This window comes from Mycobacterium sp. TH-M103 (genome assembly GCF_057473785.1).
In genome coordinates, this window is sequence record NZ_JBYCLG010000207.1 from 37,278 (window position 1) to 58,513 (window position 21,236).

A 21,236-nucleotide genomic window follows, 5' to 3' on the forward strand; every position below is an offset into this window, starting at 1 on the left:
GAACCATTGTAACGATACCGGGCGCTCGCACCGTCCGACCGGGCAAAATTCAGTGCGCCACGTCGACGGTGGCGGCCATGGCCGCACCCACGATGCCGGCGGTGTTCTGCAGCGCCGCGGCCACCACCGGGGTCCGGTTCTCGAGCAGCGGAATCCACTTGTCGGCCTTGCGGCTGATGCCGCCACCCGTGATGAACAAGTCCGGCCAGATGGCGTTCTCGATGGCCACCAGGACACGGGTGACCTGCTTCGCCCACTTCTCGTAGCTCCAGGCGTGCTTCTCCTTCACCGATGACGCCGCCCGCTGCTCGGCCTCTTTGCCGCCGACCTCGAGGTGACCGAACTCGGTGTTGGGAATCAACGCGCCGTTGTGGATGAGCGCGGAGCCGATCCCGGTGCCGAACGTCAGCAGCACCACCAGCCCGGCCCTGCCTTTGCCCGCTCCGTAGTGCTCCTCGGCGAGTCCGGCTGCGTCGGCGTCGTTGAGGATGGTCACGTCCTGGCCGTTCAGTTCGGCGCTGATAACGTCGCGGGCGTGGGTGCCGATCCACGACTTGTCGACGTTGGCCGCCGTCTGGACGACGCCGTGGGCGACCACACCCGGATAGGTGACCCCGAGCGGACCCGTCCACCCGAATCCGTTGACCACCTCGGCGATGGCCTTGGCGACTGCCGGCGGCGTTGCCGGTTGCGGGGTCGGCACCTTGATCCGGTCGCCGATCAACAGACCGGTGTCCATGTCGACGATGCCACCTTTGATGCCGCTGCCGCCGACGTCGATGCCGAATCCACGACGCTGGCCCAGACCGGCGACCGTCTCGGGGCCAGGCGTGTCGGTGGTCGGTTCGGTGCTGGTCATCGCGTCTCCTCGGCGGGGGGAGAGAGGACGGGGGAGAGAGGTTGTCCGGCTCACCTTAGCTTGGCGACTACGCGGGCCGCCGTTTCTGCGTGGCCGCGGCGATTGTGATGCGATGGAGCGGTGACCGGAACCGACGACGACCTTGCCCTGCTGCGTTCGGTGGCCGAGGCGCTGGCCACCGAGGCGGCCGAATTCGTGCGGCGCCGCCGCGCCGAGGTGTTCGGCCCGCATGCGGGCGCCCCGGGCGCCCCAGGCGATGGGGCGGTGCGCTCCAAGAGCACTCCGACCGATCCCGTCACCGTCGTGGACACCGAAACCGAACGGCTGCTGCGAGACCGGTTGGCGCGGCTACGGCCGGGTGATCCCATCCTCGGGGAGGAGGGCGGTGGCCCCGCCGAGGTGACCGCCGCGCACGGCGGGGCGGTCACCTGGGTGCTCGACCCCATCGACGGCACGGTGAATTTCGTGTACGGCATCCCCGCCTACGCCGTGTCGGTCGGCGCCCAGATCGACGGCGTGTCGGTGGCCGGGGCGGTCGCCGACGTCGTCGCCGGCCGGGTGTATTCGGCGGCGACCGGCCTCGGCGCGCAAGTCACCGACGGCCACGAGACGCGTTCGTTGCGGTGCGCGGCGGTCGAAGATCTTTCGATGGCGTTGTTGGGCACCGGTTTCGGCTACTCCGCGCCCCGCCGCGCAGCCCAGGCTGAGCTGCTGGCCAGGATGTTGCCGATGGTGCGCGACGTGCGCCGCATCGGTTCGGCGGCGCTGGACCTGTGCATGGTCGCCGCGGGCCGGCTGGATGCCTATTACGAGCACGGGCTGCAGGTGTGGGACTGCGCCGCCGGCGGGTTGATCGCGGCGGAGGCGGGCGCCCGGGTGGTGCTGCCGCCCCGCGACGTCGACGGGGCGGGGCTGGTGATGGCCGCGGCGCCGGGCATCGCCGACGAGTTGGCCGCGGCCCTGGAGCGGTTCAACGGCCTGGACCCGATCCTGGACTGAGCAGAGCTCTCAGCAGCTGCTGGCGTGAATCTTCTGCAGGAGCATGGGATCCGGCGGTTCGGTGGCGCCGGGGCGCAGGCTGGCCAGCACGGCGTCGATGTCGTCGGTGTGCGCCAGCGTGCCGAAGTCGGTGCCCACCGCGAAGTCGACGGAGTCGTCGGCGCGGTTGTCGTTGAACAGTTCCGTGCACGGCGCCACCAGCCACACCGCCGCCGCGGTGGCCTGTCCGGCCGTCCCGAAGCGGATCTGGCCCTGGCAGTTGAGCCGCGTGCCGGCGTAGATCGGGTCGTTGGCGGCCGTCGGCTGCGCGAAACCGAGGTCTTTCATCGCGCCGGCGACGTCGGCGGCCTGGCCGCCGCGGCCGCTGGCGTTGAGCACCCGCACCTTGGTGTCGGCGAGTCTGGCGGGGGACACGTCGATCATCGCCGTGCGCGACACCTGCTCGCCGAGCTGCGGGCGGGCCGATCCCGGGGGTTGGGGCGGCGGATTGCACGCCTCGGCCTCGCGAACCGTCGCGGGCCGAGTCAGCGCCACGGTCCAGACCACGCCGGTCGCCACGATCAGCAACACCAGCACCACGATGGCCGGGCGAGGGTTGCGGCGCCGAAATGGCCGACCGTGCTTGTCGAACGCTGTACCCTGTGTGATTTGTGCGACCACAGGTGCACTCTAGTCGCACACCGTTCACACTGTTTTGACGCCGAACGCAAGGCTTATCTTGCGGTGTGATGCAAATCACACATTAACGGGTCGAGATACGGGCACGAATCGTTTGGTGGATGCGTTCGACGCTGATACAAAGCGTTGCTTGAAGTTATTTAGGGCTTGCGAGGGGAACAGGGCAGGTAACAGATATGCCGACCGATTACGACGCTCCACGGCGCACCGAGACGGACGACGTCTCGGAAGACTCGCTGGAGGAGCTCAAAGCACGGCGGAACGAGGCGGCCTCGGCGGTGGTCGATGTCGACGAATCCGAGACGGCCGAGTCTTTCGAGCTGCCCGGCGCCGACCTGTCCGGCGAGGAGCTTTCGGTACGTGTCATTCCGAAGCAGGCGGATGAGTTCACCTGTTCGAGTTGCTTCCTGGTGCAACACCGCAGCCGGCTGGCCAGCGAGAAGAACGGCGTGATGATCTGTACCGACTGCGCGGCCTGAGAGCTGCACTCAGCTTGTCAGGGCCGACAGCACCCGCCCGGGGTGACGGCAGCTCACCAGCCAGTAGGGCGTGGGGTCGTCCGGGTCGTCGAGGACGACCAGGGCCATCGGGCCTATCCACGCCCGGTGCAGCACGTAGGCGGCGGGATCGAGCTGGCGGCCCAGGGCCGCGGACTTGGCCGAGCGCGGGATCACCGCGGACCGCGTTATCGCCGTGGCGGGCAGATGCGCCCGGCCCGCCCACAGCTCGACGCCGTCGGGCCCGGCGGTGACCTGGATCTCGATGCGGCCCAGCCACAGCAGCGTTCCCCCGGCGACCGTGAACAAGATCACGAACGGCACCCAGGCAGGCAGAGCCGCGCCCGCACCCATGTTGACCTCGAAGGCGATCAGCCCCGCCAGCGCCAAGCCGAGCGGCCACCACCACCACGGCACCCACAGCCGCTCGCGGTATCGCACGCTGTGGGGCGCGACGCGCGTTCCAGACACGCGGTCAAGGGTAATCTGTGCCCCCGTGTCGACCCCTCTGGCGATCGTTCGCCTCGACCCCGAGCTTCCGGTGCCCGCGCGCGCTCACAGCGGCGACGCCGGAGTGGACCTCTACAGCGCCGAAGACGTGACGCTCGATCCGGGGCACCGTGCGCTGGTGCGGACGGGGGTCGCGGTCGCGATCCCGTTCGGGATGGTCGGGCTGGTCCACCCCCGCTCGGGTTTGGCGGCGCGGGTGGGACTTTCTATCGTCAACAGCCCGGGCACCATCGACGCCGGCTACCGCGGTGAGATCAAGGTCTCGCTGATCAACCTCGACCCGGCCGAGCCCATCGTGGTGCATCGCGGCGACCGCATCGCCCAGCTGCTGGTGCAGCGGGTGGAATTGTTGGAGCTGGTCGAGGTCGCGTCGTTCGACGAGGCCGGGCTGGCCGAGACGTCCCGTGGCGACGGCGGCCACGGTTCCTCCGGAGGACACGCGAGTTTGTGACCGCCGGCGGGAATGCTGAGGGAAGCGATGCAGACGGATGCGATGAGGAGGAGCGGCGCTGATGGTGGCATTCGGCAGGCGCTCAGGTAAACGCGGTGGGGACGAGGCCCCCCAGGCCGCCGGCGGGCCGGGCGGCGGACCCACGGAAACGGACCGACCCGTCGAGGAGCCGGTCGAGGCGGAGGCTGCCGGCGCTCAGGCCGCCGACGAGCCGGGCGCTCTCGAAGGCCCGTTCGACATCGACGACTTTGACGACCCGTCCGTCGCGCAGGTGGCCCGGCTCGACCTGGGTTCGGTGCTCATCCCGATGCCCGACGGCGGCCAGTTGCAGGTCGAGCTGACCGAGACCGGCGTCCCCAGCGCCGTGTGGGTCGTCACACCCAATGGCCGTTTCACCATCGCCGCCTACGCGGCGCCCAAGACGGGCGGTCTGTGGCGGGAGGTGGCCGCCGAGCTCGCGGAGTCGCTGCGCAACGACTCGGCCACGGTCAGCATCCAGGACGGCCCGTGGGGCCGGGAAGTGGTCGGCAGCGCCGCCGGGGTGGTGCGGTTCATCGGGGTCGACGGTTATCGCTGGATGATTCGTTGCGTGGTCAATGGCACGCACGAGACGATCGAGGCGCTGGACCGGGAGGCGCGTGCGGCGTTGGCGGACACGGTGGTTCGCCGCGGCGAGACGCCCCTGCCGGTGCGCACGCCGCTGGCGGTGCAGCTGCCCGAAGCGATGGTGGCGCAGCTGCGGGAGGCCGCCGCCGCGCAGCAGGCCCAGCAGGCCGGCGACGCGCAACCGGCGCCGGACGGGCCCGCGGAACGCCGCAGCGCCCAGGGATCGGCCATGCAGCAGCTGCGGTCGACGACCGGCGGCTGACCCGGACCCCGGGGCTCACAGGTCGGCCAGCGCCCCCAGGCACGCCGCGCCGAGTTCGGCGGTGTCCGCGCCGAACTGTTGCAGCGTCACCGTGCGCAGGGCTGCACGCGGCGCGGCGGCGACCCATTCCACCGCGACCTGCAGCGGATGCACGGTGTCGTCGACGGCGCCGACCACGGCCAGCGGCGCGGCCAGCCGGCCCAGGTCGGCGTGGCCGGGGGCGACGTAGCCCGCCGCTGCGTCCATGGCGTCGGGCAGGTGTGGCCACTGCGCCCGCCACGACCGCGCCAGCTCGTCGCCGAGCCAGGGCGGGCTGGATGCCCGCATCTGGGTCGTCGTCGCCGCCAACCCGTCGCTGCGCAGCCGGGCCGCCGAGTACCGGGCCGCCAGGGCGGCGGGCGCCGACCCGGGCGCTCCGGCCCAGGCGGGCAGCGCGGCCAGCACTGCGACCGTGCGGTCCGGGTGCGCCAGCGCCCACGCGGTTGCCACCGCGGCGCCGATCGAGATGCCGCCGACACAGACCGGACCGACCCGCGCGGCATCGTCCAGGGCGGACAGATATCCGTCGATCAACCGCTCCGGGCGCGGCGCGGGGGCCACGAGCAGCGCGCCGGCCTGCTGCAACGGGCCGGAGAACGCCCGCCGGACGTAGTCGTCGTCGGAGCCGGTTCCGGGCAGCAGCACGGTGGTGACACCGCTCAGATCGACACCCACCTCTCCGATAGTGCCCGGCCCTGCCGTCCGCTCCAACACGAGGTTTGGCCCGGTTGGCGCGCGGGAACCAAGAGCTCTAAGGTGTCCGTTGGCATAACGGAAAGCGCCATCAGCATTGTCAGGAGTGGCCATGGGGGCGCAAGGGTATCTGCGCCGGCTCACCCGTCGGTTGACGGAGCACCCGGAGCAACGCGACTCCGAGGAGTTGTCCGACGAAGTGACGAGCACCGGCGCGCAGCGGGCGATCGATTGCGAGCGCGGCCAGGAGGTCACCATGGTCGGCACGCTGCGCAGCGTGGAGACCAACGGCAAGGGGTGCTCGGGCGGCGTTCGCGCCGAGTTGTTCGACGGCACCGACACCGTCACCCTCGTGTGGTTGGGTCAGCGCCGCATTCCCGGCATCGACTCGGGCCGCACGCTGCGGGTGCGCGGCCGGGTGGGCAAGCTCGAGAACGGCGCCAAGGCGATCTACAACCCGCACTACGAAATTCAGCGGTGACCGTCTCCGACGACGGGGGGGCCGCTCCGATCGGCCCGACGGACTGCGGTGGCATCGTCACCGGGCGCACCGGCGCCGAACGCCTGCTGGCGCAGCTGGGCGGGGTCAGCGGCGTCGTCTACTCGTCGCTGCCCGTGGTCACCTTCGTGTTCGCCTCCAACCTGTTCGGGCTGCTGGCCGCGGTCGGGTCCGCGCTGGGGGTGTCCGCGCTGGTGCTGCTGTGGCGGCTCGCCAGGCGGGAATCCATGCAGCCGGCGGTCTCCGGGTTCGGTGGCGTCGTCGTGTGTGCGCTGATCGCCTACGTCATGGGGGAGTCCAAGGGCTACTTCCTGCTGGGCATCTGGATGTCGTTGCTGTGGGCGATCGTTTTCTCGGTGTCGGTGCTGGTGCGCCGGCCGCTGGTCGGCTACCTGGCCAGCTGGGCTGGCGGGCGCGAGCACACCTGGCGCGGCGTGCCCCGCGCGGTGTACGCCTTCGACGTCGCGTCCCTGTGCTGGGTGCTGGTGTTCGGCGCCCGGTTCGTCGTGCAGCGACACCTCTACGAGGCCGACCAGACCGGTTGGCTGGGGGTCGCCCGCATCGCGATGGGCTGGCCGTTGACCGCGATGGCCGCGCTGGTCACCTATTCGGCCTACCGGTCGGCCCAGCGCGCGATCGCCGCGGTCAACGAGGCCGGCGCCCGCGGCGTGGACTAGCCGGCCGGCGCCGCTTCCCCCGGCTCGGCCGGCGCAGTGCTCGGCAGCAGCAGTGCGCGCAGCTCCTCTTCGACCTCGGTAACCGCGACGAACAGCAACTCGTCGCCACCCTCCAGTGGTTCGTCGGCCTCCGGGACGATCACGCGCGGACCGCGCAGGATGGTGACCAGGGCGGCGTCCCGGGGCAGTTGCAGCTTGCGTACCGGCTTGCCGCCCCACGGCGTGTCGTCGGGCAGGGTGATCTCGACCAGGTTGGCCTGACCCCGGCGGAACTCCATGAGCCGCACCAGGTCGCCGACGGCGACGGCCTCCTCGATCAGCGACGCCAGCATGCGTGGCGTCGACACCGCGACATCCACCCCCCAGGCGTCGGTGAACAGCCATTCGTTGCGTGGATCGTTGACCCGCGCCACGACCCGCGGCACCGCGAACTCGGTCTTGGCCAGCAGGCTGAGCACGACGTTGGCCTTGTCGTCGCCGGTCGCGGCGACGACCACGTCGAAGTCCTCGAGGTGCACCGATTCCAGCAGGCTCAGTTCGCAGGCGTCGCCGAGGCGCCAGTGCGCGGCCGGGATGGCGTCCACGTCGACGTGGTCGGGGTTGCGCTCGATCAGGGTCACCTCGTGGTCGTTCCCGACCAGTTCCCGCGTGACCGAACGACCGACCGCTCCGGCCCCGGCGACAGCTACCCTCATCTGGCCCACTCTCCCCCGCAAGCGGGTGGTACCCCCACAGCCCCGCCGGTCGGCTCTTTCCGCTTCACCGGCCCGGTCCCGACTCGAGATCCTCGCTCGGCGGCAGCGCCCCGATGGCCACCGCCTCGGCGGCACGACCGGAGATCGCGGCGACATAGACCTGATCCCCGGCCTGGATGACCGTTTTCGGCTCCGGCAACACCCCCGCCCCGAACCGGATCAGGAACGCGACGCGGGCGCCGGTGGCCTGCTCGAGATCGGTGATCCGATGGCCCATCCACTCCTCGTGCAGGACGACCTCGGTGACGACGACCGTGCCGGTCGGGTCGCGCCACTTGGCGGTCTCGGTGTCGCGCAGCAGCGCGTTGAGCAGCCGATCGGTGGTCCAGGGCACGGTGGCGATCGTGGGTATCCCGAGGCGCTCGTAGACCTCGGCGCGCTTGGCATCGTAGATGCGGGCGACGACGCGCTGGACGCCGAACGTCTCGCGCGCCAGCCGCGCCGAGATGATGTTGGAGTTGTCGCCGGAGGACACCGCGGCGAACGCCTCCGCCTCCTCGATGCCCGCCCGCAGCAGCACATCGCGGTCGAAACCCTGGCCCAGCACCCGCTCGCCGGCGAACTCCGGGCTGAGCCGGTTGAATGCAGTGCTGTCGCGGTCGATGACCGCGACTTCGTGGCCGATCCGGGATAGCCCGTCGGCGACCGACGAACCCACCCGGCCGCACCCCATCACTACCACCCGCACTTGGAGTCCTCCCGGCTGGTCCCGCTGGTGTTCATCTGTCGGCAACCTCGTGTGGCCAGCCGATTTCGGTCCAGAACATTCTCGCCTGGAGAACGCTACCGGCAAGCCGGGGTGGGCTTACTCTTGGCTCTCGTGTCCAAACTTTCCACCGCCGCTCGCCGGTTGCTGATCGGGCGACCATTCCGCAGCGACAGGCTGACGCACACGCTGCTGCCCAAGCGCATCGCCCTGCCGGTGTTCGCCTCCGACGCCCTGTCCTCGGTGGCTTATGCGCCCGAGGAGATCTTCCTGATGCTCTCGGTGGCCGGCGTGGCCGCCTACTCGCTCACGCCGTGGATCGGGCTCGCGGTCGTCGCGGTCATGCTGGTGGTGGTGGCCAGCTACCGGCAGAACGTGCACGCCTACCCCTCCGGCGGCGGCGACTTCGAGGTCGTCACCACCAACCTCGGCGACAACGCCGGCCTCACGGTGGCCAGCGCACTGATGGTGGATTACGTTCTCACCGTTGCCGTTTCGACGGCGTCGGCGATGTCGAACATCGGCTCGGCCATCCCGATCGTGGCCGAACACAAGGTGTGGTTCTGCGTGGCGGCCATCCTGCTGGTGATGGGGCTGAACCTGCGCGGAATCCGCGAGTCGGGGGTGGCGTTCGCCATCCCGACCTACGCGTTCATCTTCGGGGTCGTCATCATGATCGGCTGGGGGCTGTTCCGGATCTACGTGCTGGGCAATCCGTTGCGCGCCGAATCCGCCGCGTTTCAGATGCACGCCGAGAACGGCCCGGTCCTCGGTTTCGCGTTCGCGTTCCTGGTGGCGCGGTCGTTCTCGTCGGGCTGTGCGGCGCTGACCGGTGTCGAGGCGATCAGCAACGGGGTGCCGGCGTTTCAGAAGCCCAAGTCGCGCAACGCCGCCACGACGCTGCTGATGCTGGGCGGGATCGCGGTGACGCTGCTGATGGGCATCATCGTGCTGGCCCAGAAGATCGGGGTCCAGCTCGTCGACGACCCCGCGACCCAGCTGACCGGCACCCCGCCGGACTACTACCAGAAGACCCTCGTCACGCAGCTGGCGGAGACGGTGTTCGGCAGCTTCCACATCGGGTTCCTGCTGATCGCGACGGTGACGGCGCTGATTCTGGTGCTGGCGGCCAACACCGCGTTCAACGGGTTCCCGGTGCTGGGCTCCGTCCTGGCGCAACACAGCTACCTGCCCCGCCAGTTGCACACCCGCGGAGACCGGTTGGCGTTCTCCAACGGCATCCTCTTCCTGTCGGCGGCGGCGCTGCTGGCGATCCTCGCGTTCCGGGCGGAGGTCACCGCGCTGATCCAGCTGTACATCGTGGGGGTCTTCATCTCGTTCACGCTCAGTCAGATCGGCATGGTCCGGCACTGGACCCGGTTGCTGCGCACCGAGACCGACCCGCGGGTGCGGCGCACGATGATGCGCTCACGGGTCGTCAACACCGTCGGGCTGCTGTCCACGGGCACGGTCCTGTTCATCGTGTTGATCACGAAATTCCTTGCCGGCGCCTGGATCGCGATCGTCGCGATGAGCGCGCTGTTCGTCGTGATGAAACTCATCCGCAAGCACTACAACACCGTCAACCGGGAATTGGCGCAGGCCGCGGAGGAGGAGAAGGAGATCGTCCTGCCCAGCCGCAACCACGCCGTGGTGCTGGTGTCGAAGCTGCACCTGCCGACCCGGCGCGCGCTGGCCTACGCGCGGGCCACCCGGCCCGACACGCTGGAGGCCGTCACGGTCAGCGTCGACGACGCGGAGACGCGGGAGCTGGTGCACCAGTGGGAGCAGAGCGAGATCAGCGTGCCGCTCAAGGTCATCGCCTCCCCGTATCGCGAGATCACCCGCCCGGTGCTGGATTACGTCAAGCGTGCCAGCAAGGAGTCGCCGCGCACCGTGGTGACGGTGTTCATCCCCGAATACGTGGTCGGACGCTGGTGGGAGCAGCTGCTGCACAACCAGAGTGCGTTGCGGCTCAAGGGCCGCCTGCTGTTCATGCCCGGCGTGATGGTGACCTCGGTTCCCTGGCAGTTGACCTCGTCGGAGCGGCTCTCCAACCTGCAGCCGCAATCCGCGCCCGGCGACGCCCGTCGCGGAATTTTCGATTGAGCACACGACCGCGGCCCGACCCGCCTCGGGCGGGGACAGCGGCGCCGGCCGAGGCCGAGCTGACGGTGGTCACCGGCGCCCCCGCCAACGGCGGCAGCTGCGTGGCCCACCATGAAGGCCGGGTCGTGTTCGTCCGGTATGCGCTGCCCGGCGAACGGGTGCGGGTGCGCGTCACCGCGGACCGCGGATCCTATTGGCACGCCGAGGTTGTCGAGGTGATCGAGCCGTCGCGGGACCGCACCGACTCGCTGTGCCCGATCGCCGGGGTGGGCGGTGCCGGGTGTTGCGATCTGGCGTTCGCCACCCCGGAGGCGGCCCGGGTGCTCAAGGCTCAGGTGGTGGCCAACCAGTTGCAACGGCTGGGCGGGTTCGACTGGAGCGGCGCGGACGCGGGGGCCGAGCAGCTGTCGGGTTCCGGGCCGACCGGGTGGCGCACCCGGGTCCGGCTGGAGGTGGGACCGGACCGGCGCCCCGGGTTTCACCGGTACCACAGCGACGCCCTGGTGACCGACCTGCGCTGCGCGCAACTGCCCCACGGGATGCTGGACGGGATCGCCGCGAACGTCACCCGGGCCGACCTGCCGCCGGCCGCGCAGCTGCACGTGGCCGTCGACGACGACGGCCGGCGCCACGTGGTGCGCACCGTGCGGCAGGGCGGGCGGATCGCCACCAAGGTCGTGGAGGGCGGCTACGAGGCGGTGCAGCGGGTGGGCGAGCGCAGTTGGCGGGTGCCCGTGACGGCCTTCTGGCAGGCCCACCGCGACGCGGCGCGCGTCTACACGAGCCTGGTCGCCGAGTGGGCGCAGCCGGCGGCGGGCATGGCGGTGTGGGACCTCTACGGCGGTGCGGGGGTCTTCGCCGCCGCGCTCGCGGACGCGGTGGGGCGCGCCGGGCGGGTGCTGACGGTCGACACGTCGCGCGCGTCGACGCGCGCCGCCCGGGTGGCGCTGGCTGACCTGCCGCAGGTGAACGTGGTCACCGACTCGGTGCGACGGGCGCTCGCGTCGCAGCGCGCCGGCGCCGACGTGGCCGTGCTGGATCCGCCGCGGGCGGGGGCCGGACGCGAGGTGATCGATCTGCTGGCCGCCGCCGGGGTTCCGTGTGTTGTCCACATCGGTTGCGAGGCGGCGTCTTTCGCGCGCGACATCGGCCTGTACCGCGGGCACGGCTATGTGGTGGACAAGCTCAAGGTGTTCGACGCGTTTCCGCTGACCCATCACACCGAATGCGTTGCGCTGCTGACCCGCGCGCGACGGCGACCGTGAAGCGCACGAGAAACCGGTAGGCGCAATGCCTCTGCGGGTGCCAGCCGAGAGCGGCTACACTCCATTCGCGGTGTGCCGGGAAGTCTGGTCGGCGACGTCTTTGTCGACCGACTGAAAGGCTCAGGTGCTTACCACAATAGGACGGTCCCCGGCCGTCGAGCCGGGTCGATCGCCCATGCGGTGCTCCCCGGGCCGTCTCCGAGTGCCGCCGTCGTGAACGAGACCCTCAGTTACGCGCTGATGGTCCTGTTCGCCAGCGCCATCGGTTTGGTCGCGGTCCTGGCGAACCGCCTGACCGAGCGGTTCAAGATTCCGGTGCCCCTGCTGGTGCTGGTCGGAGCGGCGGTGGCGGTGCGCGCCGTGCCCGCGGTGCAGCCGCCGACCGAGCGGATCGTGGAGCGGGTCATCACCATCGCGCTGGTGCTGGTGTTGTTCGACGGCGGAATGCACATCGGGCCCGCCCGTTTCCGGGCGGCAGTCGCGCCGATCCTGTCGGTCGGCGTCCTGGGTACCGCCCTGACCGCCGCCGGCGCCGCGCTGATGCTGCACTACGCGTGCGGAATCGGCTGGTTCCCCGCGGTGCTCGTCGCGACCGCGGTGGCCCCCACGGATCCGGCCGTGGTCTTCTCCGTCCTGGGCAAACGAGAGATCAGGGGGCGCAGCAGCACCATCCTGGAGGGCGAGTCCGGCGCCAACGATCCGGTCGGCATCTCGTTGATGACGAGCCTGGTCGCCGCCGGTGCCCTCAGCGCGGCCGGGTTCGCCGGCGTGGGAGCCCAGTTCATCCTGCAGATGGCGATCGGCCTGGCCGTCGGGGTGATCGGCGGCCGTGCCCTGCTCGTCTTCATGCGCCGCGTGGCATTGCCGAGCGAAGGCCTCTACCCGCTGCGAACGCTGGCATCCAGCCTGATGCTGTACGGCATCGCCACGCTGGCGCACGGCTCGGGGTTCCTGGCCGTGTTCGTCGCCGGCATCGTGATCGGCGACGCTCGAGCGCCCTACAAGGCCGAGATCAAGCGCTTCCACGCCGCCCTGGCCGGTCTCGCCGAAATCGTTGCCTTTGTCGTGCTGGGTCTGACCGTCGACCTCAACGTGCTCACCCATCCGGACGTATGGATTCCCGGGCTGGCTCTCGGGATGGCCCTGACGGCGCTGATCCGTCCGCTGGCGGTGAGTTCCTGCCTGCTCGGGGTGGAGCTTGCGCGAAACGAACGTCTGTTCATCCTGTTCGCCGGCCTCAAGGGGGCGGTGCCGATCCTGCTCGGCGAGTTCGTGCGCGCCGCGCACGTGCCCGACGCGGAACGCCTGTACGGCATCGTGGTCGTCGTCGTGATCTTCTCGGTTCTGGTGCAGGGCAGCGCGGTGCCCGGTGTCGCGACCCTGTTGCAGCTGCCCATGCGCACGGTAGAGACCCAGCCGTGGGAGATCGGTGTCCGGCTCGCGGACGAGCCGGAGGGCGTCCACCGGTTCAGTGTTGCCAAGGGCTCGGCCGCCGAGGGGTGCACCGTCGAGGGGCTCAGCGACCGCGTCGGCGACATCTGGGTGAGCATCGTGGTCCGCGCCACCGGCCTGGTGCCGGTGCGGGGCGACACCGAACTTCAGGCCGGCGACGAGGTCGTCATGCTGGCCGACCCCGAGCTTCACGGCACGCTAGCCGAACTCTTCGGTCCCTCCTAAGCCGGCTGACTTCCGCCGCGGCCCTGCTGTTCCCGCAACCGCTGCGTAGACTGACCGGATGCTCGAACAGATCCGCGGGCCCGCTGATCTGCAGCACCTTTCCCAGCAGCAGCTGCGCGATCTCGCCGCCGAGATCCGCGAGTTCCTGATCCACAAGGTCGCTGCCACCGGAGGACATCTGGGCCCCAACCTGGGCGTCGTCGAACTGACGCTGGCGCTGCACCGGGTGTTCGATTCGCCCCACGACCCGATCATCTTCGACACCGGCCATCAGGCTTACGTGCACAAGATGCTGACGGGGCGTTGCCAGGACTTCGAGAGCCTGCGCAAAAAGGGCGGGCTGTCGGGCTATCCGTCGCGCGCCGAGAGCGAGCACGACTGGGTGGAGTCCAGCCACGCCAGCGCGGCGCTGTCGTACGCCGACGGGCTGGCCAAGGGGTTCGAGCTGAGCGGTCACCGCAACCGGCACGTGGTCGCGGTGGTCGGGGACGGCGCGCTCACCGGCGGCATGTGCTGGGAGGCGCTGAACAACATCGCCGCATCCCGCCGGCCGGTGGTCATCGTCGTCAACGACAACGGCCGTAGCTACGCGCCGACCATCGGCGGCGTCGCCGACCATCTCGCCACGCTGCGGCTGCAGCCGGCCTACGAGCAGGCGCTGGAGAAGGGGCGCGAGGCGCTGCGGGCGATGCCGCTGTTCGGCAAGATCGCCTACCGGTTCATGCACAGCGTGAAGGCGGGCATCAAGGATTCGCTGTCCCCGCAGTTGCTGTTCACCGATCTCGGGCTCAAATACGTGGGACCGGTCGACGGTCACGACGAACGCGCCGTCGAGGTGGCGCTGCGCCACGCGCGCGACTTCGGGCGCCCGGTGATCGTGCACGTGGTCACCCGGAAGGGGATGGGCTACGCGCCGGCGGAGGACGACGAAGCCGAGCAGATGCATTCCTGCGGCGTGATCGACCCGGTCACCGGCCGGGCCACCAAGATTTCCGGCCCGGGGTGGACGGCGACCTTCTCCGACGCGCTGATCGCCTACGGCAGGCAGCGCCGCGACATCGTGGCCATCACCGCGGCGATGCCCGGCCCCACCGGGCTGACGGCGTTCGGGCAGCAGTTCCCGGACCGGCTGTTCGACGTCGGCATCGCCGAGCAGCACGCGATGACGTCCGCGGCCGGTCTGGCCATGGCGGGGATGCATCCGGTGGTGGCGATCTACTCGACGTTCCTGAACCGGGCGTTCGACCAGGTCATGATGGACGTGACGCTGCACAAGCTGCCCGTCACCATGGTGCTCGACCGGGCCGGGATCACCGGTTCGGACGGCCCCAGCCACAACGGCATGTGGGACCTGTCGATGCTGGGCATCGTGCCGGGCATGCGGGTGGCCGCGCCGCGCGATGCGACGCGGCTGCGCGAGGAACTCGGCGAGGCGCTCGACGTCGGTGACGGGCCGACCGCCATACGCTTCCCCAAAGGCGATGTGGGCGAAGACATCCCGGCCCTGGAACGGCGTTCCGGCGTGGACGTCCTGGCGGTGCCGGCCAGTGGCTGCAACCACGACGTCCTGCTGGTGGGGGTCGGGGCGTTCGCGGCGATGGCGATGGCCGTGGCCCGGCGGCTGCACAACCAGGGGATCGGCGTGACCGTGATCGACCCCCGCTGGGTGCTGCCGGTGGCCGAGGGCGTCGTGGAACTGGCGGCGCAGCACAAGCTGGTGGTCACGCTCGAGGACAACGGTGTCAACGGCGGTGTCGGGTCCGCGGTGTCGGGCGCACTGCGGCGTGCCGAGGTCGACGTGCCGTGCCGCGACGTCGGGCTGCCGCAGGAGTTCTTCGAGCACGCCTCGCGCGGTGAGGTGCTGGCCGACCTCGGGCTGACCGACCAGGACGTGGCCCGACGGATCACGGGCTGGGTCGCCGCCCTGGGCAGCAGCATCGCCGCCGAAACTGAGATCCGCGAGCGCCTAGACTAATCCGGGCTTTCCCCGCTGCCGTCGATCTCGGTGCCGGCACCCTCGGCCTGCTGGACCGCGCGCGCCAGCACGGCGACCACCAGCTCCCGCTGCCAGGTCCGTGCCTGCCCGGCGCGCAGGAACGCGTCGACGGCCTCGACCGCGTCCGCCGCTCCGCCGGGGGTCTCCCAGTCCCAGCACAGTCGCCGCACCAGGTCGGGCGAGACCAGGTTCTCGGTGGGGACGTCCACCCGCTGCGACACCTCAGCCAGCGCGGCCCGCGCCGCCTCCAGCCGGGCCGCCGCCTCGGGTTTGCGTCTGCTCCACCGCGACGCGGGCGGCGGCCCGTTCGGTTGCTCGGCGTCCAGCGGCGGAGGCCGGTTCTCGCGGGCCGCCTGCAACGCCGCCAGCCACACCTCGGCGCTGCGCCGCTGGTTGCGCCCACCGAACACCGGCAGCGCGACGAGTTCCTCGACCGTCGTCGGGTTGGCGACCGCGGCGTCGATGATGGCCGAGTCCGGCAGGACGCGGCGCGGTGCGACGTCGCGGCGCTGGGCGATGCGGTCGCGGGCCAACCACAGCTCGCGTACTGCGGCCAGGCCGCGGCGGTCGCGAATGCGATGGATTCCCGACGTCCGCCGCCACCGGTCCCGGCGCGCCACCGGGGCGGCGTCCATCAGCCCCAAGTTGCGCAGATGGTCGAATTCCTGCGCGGCCCAATCGGTTTTGCCTCGTTCGGCCAGAACCTCCGAGACCGCCTCGCGCAATTCGATGAGCAGTTCGACGTCCAGGGCCGCGTAGTTGAGCCACTCGGCGGGCAGTGGGCGTTTGGACCAGTCGGCCGCGCCGTGGCCCTTGGCCAGCCCGTAGCCCAGCAGGCGCTCGACCATGGCCGCCAGGTTCACCCGGTCGAAGCCGGCCAACCGCCCAGCCAGCTCGGTGTCGTAGAGCGCCGGGGGCCGCATCCCGACCTCGGCCAGGCACGGCAGGTCCTGGTCGGCGGCGTGCAGGATCCATTCGTCGGTGCCGAGCACGTCGGCCACGGGCCGCAGCGCCTCCAGCGGCTCGGCGCCGTGGCTGACCGGGTCGATGAGCACGGTGCCGGCCCCGGCGCGCCGGATCTGGATCAGGTAGGCCCGGTTGGAGTAGCGGAAGCCCGACGCGCGCTCGGTGTCCACCGCGAACGGGCCGTGGCCGCGGTCGAGCAGTTCGGCGGCCGCCCCGATCTCGCGGACGCTGACGGACAGCTCTGGTAGTCCGGCGGCCGGGTGCACCAGGGGGATGGCGTCGGGTTCGGTGGCGTCGGGCGCGTCGCTGCCGGGTTCCGCGGCCGGCGCGCCACCGGTCCTGGAGGCCGACGGTTCGCGCATGTCAGGCGCGTGACCGCGAGCTCAGGTCGGTGACCCCGGACGGCGGCAGGCCCGCGGCGTACTCGAGCACCTCGCAGAACGCCTCGACGTGGACGCCGAGGTCGGGGGTGGTTGCGGTCCACGACGCCCGAAGCTCGAGTTGGTTGGCGCGGGGTGGCCCGGAAATGTCGCCGTAGCGCACCGAGGTGGTGGCGGTGACGGTGCCGCCGAGGGCCGTGACGTGCTGCAGGCGTGCCTCCAGAGCGTCGTTCAGCCAACTCCACGCCACCTCGGGGAGCAGCGGGTCCACGGCCTCGCTGGCGTCCAGGTCGGCCTGGATGTAGGCGACCAGGCGCAGCGTGCCGTCCCAGGCGTCGGCGCCCTCGGGGTCGTACAGCAGGATCAGCCTGCCGAACGCGTCACCCTCGGACCGCTCCGGGACGATCTCGAGGTCGGGGTGCTTGACCTCGGCGCCCAGCGCGTAGCTGTAGGGCGCCAACCGCTGCGGCGGCCGGATCGGGCCCAGCTCGATCTCCGGCCGCACGCTGACGGCGTTCATCGCCGCGACCGCATCGCGGAATGGGGCCGGTTCAGCTGAGCTCACGAGTGCCGCTCCTCGTCACAACGTCCGACGGTAGACCCCCGGCCCGACACGCCGCGACAGGCACGCCGCATCGCGCGCCGTCGCGACCAAGCCGTTATGTCGGTCCGCCGTTCCCGCGGCGGCAGGTATCGGCCCTGCTAGGTGGCGGTGCCGGTGAAGTTCGCGGGGCGTTTCTCTCGGTGCGCGGCCAGGCCCTCGGCCACGTCGGGCCCACTGAAGCTGAGGAATTCCAGGCCCACCGACGTCTCGAAGGTCGGGCCGAACATCCGATACCAGTGGTTGAGGCTGTGCTTGGTGAAGCGGATCGCGTTCTGCGCGCCCTGTGCCAGCTTCTCGGCGATGCCGGCGGCGGTGGTCAGCACGTCGTCGTCGTCCACGCACGCCGAGACCAGGCCGATGCGCTCGGCCTCCTCGCCCAGCAGCGTTTCGCAGGTGAGCAGGTAGTACTTGGCCTTGGCCATGCCGACCAGCAGCGGCCAGCAGATCGCAGCGTGGTCACCCGCGGCCACCCCGAGCTTGGTGTGCCCGTCGATGAGCTTGGCGGTTCGGCTGGCCACCGAGATGTCGGACAGCAGCGCCACCACCAGGCCCGCGCCGACGGCCGGACCCCGGATCGCCGAGACCACCGGCTTGTCGCAGTTGATCATGTTGAACACCAGGTCGCGGGCCTCACGCATGATGCGCATCCGGTCCTCGTAGCCGCCCATGGTCTCGGCGATCAGATCGAAGCTGCCGCCGGAGGAGAACGCCCTGCCCTCACCGTGCACCAGCACCGCGCGCACGTCGGGGTCGCGATCGATCACCGGCCAGATGTCGGCGAGGTCGCGGTGCATCTGGGGCCCGACCGAGTTCAGCCCGGGCGCGTCGAGAACCAGCGTCAGCACCCCGTTCTCGCCGCGTTCACAACGCAGGCTGGGGAACTCGTCGTAACTCACCGGGGGGACACTGACGGGCATCCGGGCTCCTGAATCTTCGATCGCTGCGCGCTGAACGGTTGCGGTTCTGGATAGTACGCAGCCGCTAACCACGCCCGGAGCGTGCACCCACGCCGACGGCCTCGGCCTTGATGTCGCCGCGGGCGATCCGCTCGCCCAGCCGCGACGCCAGCGCCATGATGGTCAGCGCCGGGTTGGCGCTGCCCTGGGTGGGGCACACCGAACCGTCGGTGATGAACAGGTTCGGCACCGCCCAGCTGCGGTGGTCGGAGTTGACGACGCTCTTCTCCGGGTCGGTGCCCATCCGGGCGCCGCCGATGAGGTGGGCGAAGCGCTCGATGGTGAGGATGTCCTGGGCGCCGCCGGCGTGCAGGATGTTGGTGATGACCTCCCTCGAGTAGTCCATGTTGGCCCTGTCGTTACCGGAGAGGCTGTAGTCCATCCGGGCGATCGGAATGCCATAGCGATCGGTCTCCCCGTCCACGGTGGTCACCCGGTTGTCCGCATGGGGCAGCAGCTCGTTGAGCACGCCGACGACGGCCCAGTGGTTGTAGTCGCGCATGTATTCGCGCAGCGCCGGCCCCCAGTGCCCGTCGGCCAGCACGTGCTCGGCCCAGCCGATCGGCAGCGGGGAGACGGTCTGGATGGAGAACCCGCGGGCGAAGCCCCGGTCGGGATCGGTCTCGTAGAACTGCTCCGAGGAGACCTCCGGCGGCGGCGCCTTGTACATCCGCAGCTCCTCCGGCCAGCGCCCGGCGGTCTGCGTGGCGCCCTGCACCATCACGTAGCGGCCGACCTGGTCGTGGTTGTTGCACAGGCCGTCGGGGAAGCTCGGGCTGGTCGAGTTGAGCAGCAGCCGGGGCGTCTCGATCGAGTAGCCGGCCACCGCGACCACCTTGGCGCGCTGGAACCGCTCTCGAAAACTCCCGTCGTCGTCGTTGGCGAAATAGGTTACCCCGCTTGCGTTCCCGTTTCCATCGAGCTCGATGCGCCCGGCCATGCAGTTCGCGCGAATCTCGACGCCGTGGTTCAGCGCGTCGGGCAGGTGGGTGACGTACGGGCTGGCCTTGGCGTTGACCTTGCAGCCCTGCAGGCAGTAGCCGCGGTAGATGCAGTGCGGCCGGTTGCCGAAGGTGCCGTTGACGATGCCCACCGGGCCGACGCGCATCTCGATGCCCAGGTTCAGCGCGCCCTCCCAGATCTTCATGGCCGACCCCGACACCGGATGGGGCGCGTGCGGGTAGCGGTGCTGGTATCCCCACGGCCAGTCCTGGCCGGCGACGGGGAGTTCGCGCTCGACGCGTTCGTAGTGCGGCAGCAGGTCGGCGTAGCTGATCGGCCAGTCAACGCCGACCGCGTCGCGGCTGAAGGTCTCGAAGTCGCTGGGGTGGAAGCGGGGCGTGTAGCCGGCGTAGTGCACCATCGACCCGCCCACGCCGCGGCCGGAGTTGTTCTTGCCCAGCTCGATCGGGTCCGCGCCGCCGATGATCCGCTTCTGCGTCCAGTACAGGTGGCGCGATCCGGCTTCGTCGGAGACCCAGTCCTCGTCGGGGTGCCAGAACGGCCCGGCCTCGAGGATCACGATGCGCCAGCCCGCCCGGGCCAGCCGCTGGGCCAGCACCGAGCCGCCCGCGCCCGCGCCGACGATCACCAGGTCGACTTCCTCGTCGTCGGAGTAGCGGCGCATGGTGGCCTCGCCGGGCAGTTCGCGCGAGTGTACGTCGAGCAGAAATCGCGAATCGTTGTCGCGCGGGCCCACCGAACCCTTGAACACGCCGCGCCAGAAGTCACCCATAGAGGTGGTCCTCCTCGACGGCCCCGGCCGGGTCCTCGGCGGTGGCACCCGGGGTCTCGAACTGCTCGCGGTTGGCCACCCCGCCGAGCCGCATGAAACCGCGCGGGTAGGCCGGCCCGCCGAACCCGATCTCGTTCCAGGCCCACGGGTGGCTGTAGAACGCGCCTAACGCGCCCCGCATCACCACCGACCACGCCCGCTTGACGTTGAGCTTCTCCCACGTCCCGCCGCAGAGCTGTGCCTTGGCGAAGCGCCCGACGATGAACTCCTGGTCCTCGATGGGGGCCGCCGCGAACGACTCCGCGCCCGAGGTCGCCTCGGCTGTCTCATTCAAGCCGGCGAGCACCATGTGCCAGGTATCGCGGTCGTCGGGCATGCCGGCGTACTGGTAGCCGTCGAACTCGCCGTCGGCCAGCTTGGCGTCGACCATCTCGGCCACCGGGATCCGCGGGTCGGCGTCCTGGGCCAGCGCGATGTCGCAGAACGCGCGCAGCGTGGGTTCCTCGGAGGCGTCGAAGAACCGCAACGGGCCCGGCTCCTCGAGCCGGGCCAGCACCACCCGGCGGGTGGCCCCGTCCCAGGTGTCCATGGCGCCGAGCACGTCGTAGTCGGGGTAGCGGCCGATCATCTGCGGTGTGACGCCGCGGCGCTGGCGGGGCAGCCACGACGGGTGCAGCGGCTTGCCGTCCGGACGCAGGTTTGGCAGGTGGTGGCCGCTGGTGACGTCAGCCACGGCTCACTTCTCCCGGCGCAGGATCGCGGCGAGCAGGCCCATCGCGCCGACGATGCTCATCAGCCCGGGCGCGGCGATCGGCGGGCCCATCGGCACGTTGTAGTTGAACAGCTTCCAGCCGCCGGGGCGGCGGGCCACGCCGCGGGCGTGGAAGTATTCGCCCAGCAGGCCGTTGGCCGCGTACACCGCCGAGGTGATCGGCAGCCACCGCTTGGCCCACCGCCGTGAGAAGACGCCGGCCACCCCGGCGACGACGACCGGAGGGGTGACGACGATGGGGCTCCACATCCACTTGTTACCGAAGCTGGCGCGATAGTGCTCGAAGTAGATCTCCGTGGTCGTCACCAGTGCCCCGATGGCCGTCAGGCCCGACAGTGACCGTTCGAAACGGCCGTGCGCGACGTTCTCCAGCGCCCGGTCGACGAAATGCTCCACCTCCTCGCCCACGTTCTTGTCTTTCGCCGAGCCGCCCGTCAGCAACATCAACCGTCTCCTTCCGTAGCCATCGAGGGGCAAAGCCGGCGTGACGCCGAAACACACGGCCTCCGTATCACCCATTACCCAGAAGCTCGCCGCGCACACCT

Annotated in this window: 22 protein-coding genes; 10 read left to right on the plus strand and 12 right to left on the minus strand. The window is 70.5% G+C overall.

Annotation, left to right across the window (positions count from 1 at the left end; translation table 11 throughout):
- Nucleotides 1–49: 49 nt before the first annotated feature.
- Complete coding sequence (ppgK, locus tag AC2VOR_RS11545; protein ID WP_369739389.1) at nt 50–859, minus strand: polyphosphate--glucose phosphotransferase; 810 nt, start codon at nt 857–859, stop codon at nt 50–52.
- Nucleotides 860–979: 120 nt separating this feature from the next.
- On the opposite strand from ppgK, the gene AC2VOR_RS11550 reads away from it, so the two are divergent.
- Complete coding sequence (locus AC2VOR_RS11550) at nt 980–1,858, plus strand: inositol monophosphatase family protein (RefSeq protein WP_369739387.1); 879 nt, start codon at nt 980–982, stop codon at nt 1,856–1,858.
- Nucleotides 1,859–1,867: 9 nt separating this feature from the next.
- On the opposite strand, the gene cei is transcribed toward AC2VOR_RS11550, so the two are convergent.
- Nucleotides 1,868–2,518 carry an envelope integrity protein Cei gene (gene cei, locus AC2VOR_RS11555; protein WP_369739386.1) on the minus strand — a complete coding sequence of 217 codons (651 nt, stop codon included), beginning with the start codon at nt 2,516–2,518 and terminating at the stop codon, nt 1,868–1,870.
- A 194-nt stretch (nt 2,519–2,712) separates the two neighbouring features.
- Between cei and AC2VOR_RS11560 the strand changes: the two genes are divergently transcribed.
- On the plus strand, nt 2,713–3,015 hold the full coding sequence (locus tag AC2VOR_RS11560; protein ID WP_067115263.1) for a DUF4193 domain-containing protein: 303 nt from the start codon (nt 2,713–2,715) through the stop codon (nt 3,013–3,015).
- A 9-nt stretch (nt 3,016–3,024) separates the two neighbouring features.
- Here AC2VOR_RS11560 and AC2VOR_RS11565 read toward each other — a convergent pair whose 3' ends face one another.
- Nucleotides 3,025–3,504, minus strand: coding sequence for a DUF3093 domain-containing protein (locus AC2VOR_RS11565; protein ID WP_369739385.1), 480 nt, complete (start codon nt 3,502–3,504; stop codon nt 3,025–3,027).
- Between the two features lie 25 nt (nt 3,505–3,529).
- On the opposite strand from AC2VOR_RS11565, the gene dut reads away from it, so the two are divergent.
- The gene (gene dut / locus AC2VOR_RS11570; protein WP_369739384.1) at nt 3,530–3,994 is read left to right on the plus strand and encodes a dUTP diphosphatase; all 465 of its coding nucleotides are present in this window, start codon (nt 3,530–3,532) and stop codon (nt 3,992–3,994) included.
- 61 nt (nt 3,995–4,055) lie between these two features.
- Complete coding sequence (locus AC2VOR_RS11575; protein ID WP_369739383.1) at nt 4,056–4,862, plus strand: DUF3710 domain-containing protein; 807 nt, start codon at nt 4,056–4,058, stop codon at nt 4,860–4,862.
- A 15-nt stretch (nt 4,863–4,877) separates the two neighbouring features.
- On the opposite strand, the gene AC2VOR_RS11580 is transcribed toward AC2VOR_RS11575, so the two are convergent.
- A complete protein-coding gene (locus AC2VOR_RS11580; RefSeq protein ID WP_369739382.1) occupies nt 4,878–5,576 on the minus strand; it encodes an alpha/beta hydrolase in 699 nt (232 codons plus the stop codon).
- A 130-nt stretch (nt 5,577–5,706) separates the two neighbouring features.
- Here AC2VOR_RS11580 and AC2VOR_RS11585 point away from each other — a divergent pair, with 130 nt between their 5' ends.
- The gene (locus AC2VOR_RS11585; protein ID WP_369739381.1) at nt 5,707–6,075 is read left to right on the plus strand and encodes an OB-fold nucleic acid binding domain-containing protein; all 369 of its coding nucleotides are present in this window, start codon (nt 5,707–5,709) and stop codon (nt 6,073–6,075) included.
- Between the two features lie 53 nt (nt 6,076–6,128).
- Complete coding sequence (locus AC2VOR_RS11590) at nt 6,129–6,770, plus strand: DUF3159 domain-containing protein (protein ID WP_369741659.1); 642 nt, start codon at nt 6,129–6,131, stop codon at nt 6,768–6,770.
- Here AC2VOR_RS11590 and AC2VOR_RS11595 read toward each other — a convergent pair.
- Entirely contained in the window at nt 6,767–7,465 is a 699-nt protein-coding gene (locus tag AC2VOR_RS11595) for a potassium channel family protein (RefSeq protein WP_486963818.1), read from the minus strand. The two genes, AC2VOR_RS11590 and AC2VOR_RS11595, sit on opposite strands and share 4 nt — an antisense overlap.
- 64 nt (nt 7,466–7,529) lie before the next feature.
- A complete protein-coding gene (locus AC2VOR_RS11600) occupies nt 7,530–8,213 on the minus strand; it encodes a potassium channel family protein (RefSeq protein ID WP_369739380.1) in 684 nt (227 codons plus the stop codon).
- Nucleotides 8,214–8,345: 132 nt separating this feature from the next.
- Between AC2VOR_RS11600 and AC2VOR_RS11605 the strand changes: the two genes are divergently transcribed.
- The 4 genes from AC2VOR_RS11605 to dxs all read left to right on the plus strand — a co-directional run bounded on the left by AC2VOR_RS11605 (nt 8,346) and on the right by dxs (nt 15,257).
- Nucleotides 8,346–10,340, plus strand: a complete 1,995-nt coding sequence (locus AC2VOR_RS11605; RefSeq protein WP_369739379.1) for an APC family permease — start codon at nt 8,346–8,348, stop codon at nt 10,338–10,340.
- Entirely contained in the window at nt 10,337–11,605 is a 1,269-nt protein-coding gene (locus AC2VOR_RS11610) for a class I SAM-dependent RNA methyltransferase (protein ID WP_369739378.1), read from the plus strand. The genes AC2VOR_RS11605 and AC2VOR_RS11610 overlap by 4 nt, the downstream gene beginning before the upstream one ends.
- Before the next feature lie 213 nt (nt 11,606–11,818).
- Nucleotides 11,819–13,282 carry a cation:proton antiporter domain-containing protein gene (locus AC2VOR_RS11615; protein WP_486963819.1) on the plus strand — a complete coding sequence of 488 codons (1,464 nt, stop codon included), beginning with the start codon at nt 11,819–11,821 and terminating at the stop codon, nt 13,280–13,282.
- 58 nt (nt 13,283–13,340) lie between these two features.
- A complete protein-coding gene (gene dxs / locus AC2VOR_RS11620; protein WP_369739376.1) occupies nt 13,341–15,257 on the plus strand; it encodes a 1-deoxy-D-xylulose-5-phosphate synthase in 1,917 nt (638 codons plus the stop codon).
- Here dxs and AC2VOR_RS11625 read toward each other — a convergent pair.
- The 6 genes from AC2VOR_RS11625 to AC2VOR_RS11650 all read right to left on the minus strand — a co-directional run bounded on the left by AC2VOR_RS11625 (nt 15,254) and on the right by AC2VOR_RS11650 (nt 21,135).
- Nucleotides 15,254–16,606: an HRDC domain-containing protein gene (locus tag AC2VOR_RS11625; RefSeq protein WP_486963820.1), complete on the minus strand. Its 1,353-nt coding sequence runs from the start codon at nt 16,604–16,606 to the stop codon at nt 15,254–15,256. The genes dxs and AC2VOR_RS11625 overlap by 4 nt on opposite strands.
- 1 nt (nt 16,607) lies before the next feature.
- The gene (locus AC2VOR_RS11630; RefSeq protein ID WP_369741658.1) at nt 16,608–17,144 is read right to left on the minus strand and encodes a DUF3000 domain-containing protein; all 537 of its coding nucleotides are present in this window, start codon (nt 17,142–17,144) and stop codon (nt 16,608–16,610) included.
- A 182-nt stretch (nt 17,145–17,326) separates the two neighbouring features.
- On the minus strand, nt 17,327–18,145 hold the full coding sequence (locus tag AC2VOR_RS11635; RefSeq protein WP_369739374.1) for an enoyl-CoA hydratase/isomerase family protein: 819 nt from the start codon (nt 18,143–18,145) through the stop codon (nt 17,327–17,329).
- A gap of 64 nt (nt 18,146–18,209) precedes the next feature.
- Entirely contained in the window at nt 18,210–19,919 is a 1,710-nt protein-coding gene (locus tag AC2VOR_RS11640) for a GMC family oxidoreductase (RefSeq protein WP_369739373.1), read from the minus strand.
- On the minus strand, nt 19,912–20,652 hold the full coding sequence (locus AC2VOR_RS11645; protein ID WP_369739372.1) for a gluconate 2-dehydrogenase subunit 3 family protein: 741 nt from the start codon (nt 20,650–20,652) through the stop codon (nt 19,912–19,914). Before AC2VOR_RS11645 ends, AC2VOR_RS11640 begins: the two co-directional genes overlap by 8 nt.
- 3 nt (nt 20,653–20,655) lie before the next feature.
- A complete protein-coding gene (locus AC2VOR_RS11650; RefSeq protein WP_369739371.1) occupies nt 20,656–21,135 on the minus strand; it encodes a hypothetical protein in 480 nt (159 codons plus the stop codon).
- Nucleotides 21,136–21,236 lie beyond the last annotated feature (101 nt).

Excerpts from the sequence above, each read along its gene's own strand:
- ppgK (WP_369739389.1), bottom strand. The coding sequence starts at position 859 with ATGACCAGCACCGAACCGACCACCGACACGCCTGGCCCCGAGACGGTC.
- AC2VOR_RS11635 (WP_369739374.1), bottom strand. The coding sequence starts at position 18,145 with ATGCCCGTCAGTGTCCCCCCGGTGAGTTACGACGAGTTCCCCAGCCTG.
- dxs (WP_369739376.1), top strand. The coding sequence starts at position 13,341 with ATGCTCGAACAGATCCGCGGGCCCGCTGATCTGCAGCACCTTTCCCAG.
- AC2VOR_RS11560 (WP_067115263.1), top strand. The coding sequence starts at position 2,713 with ATGCCGACCGATTACGACGCTCCACGGCGCACCGAGACGGACGACGTC.
- AC2VOR_RS11650 (WP_369739371.1), bottom strand. The coding sequence starts at position 21,135 with ATGTTGCTGACGGGCGGCTCGGCGAAAGACAAGAACGTGGGCGAGGAG.
- AC2VOR_RS11640 (WP_369739373.1), bottom strand. The coding sequence starts at position 19,919 with ATGGGTGACTTCTGGCGCGGCGTGTTCAAGGGTTCGGTGGGCCCGCGC.
- AC2VOR_RS11625 (WP_486963820.1), bottom strand. The coding sequence starts at position 16,606 with ATGCGCGAACCGTCGGCCTCCAGGACCGGTGGCGCGCCGGCCGCGGAA.
- AC2VOR_RS11595 (WP_486963818.1), bottom strand. The coding sequence starts at position 7,465 with ATGAGGGTAGCTGTCGCCGGGGCCGGAGCGGTCGGTCGTTCGGTCACG.
- AC2VOR_RS11630 (WP_369741658.1), bottom strand. The coding sequence starts at position 17,144 with ATGAACGCCGTCAGCGTGCGGCCGGAGATCGAGCTGGGCCCGATCCGG.
- AC2VOR_RS11585 (WP_369739381.1), top strand. The coding sequence starts at position 5,707 with ATGGGGGCGCAAGGGTATCTGCGCCGGCTCACCCGTCGGTTGACGGAG.
- AC2VOR_RS11575 (WP_369739383.1), top strand. The coding sequence starts at position 4,056 with ATGGTGGCATTCGGCAGGCGCTCAGGTAAACGCGGTGGGGACGAGGCC.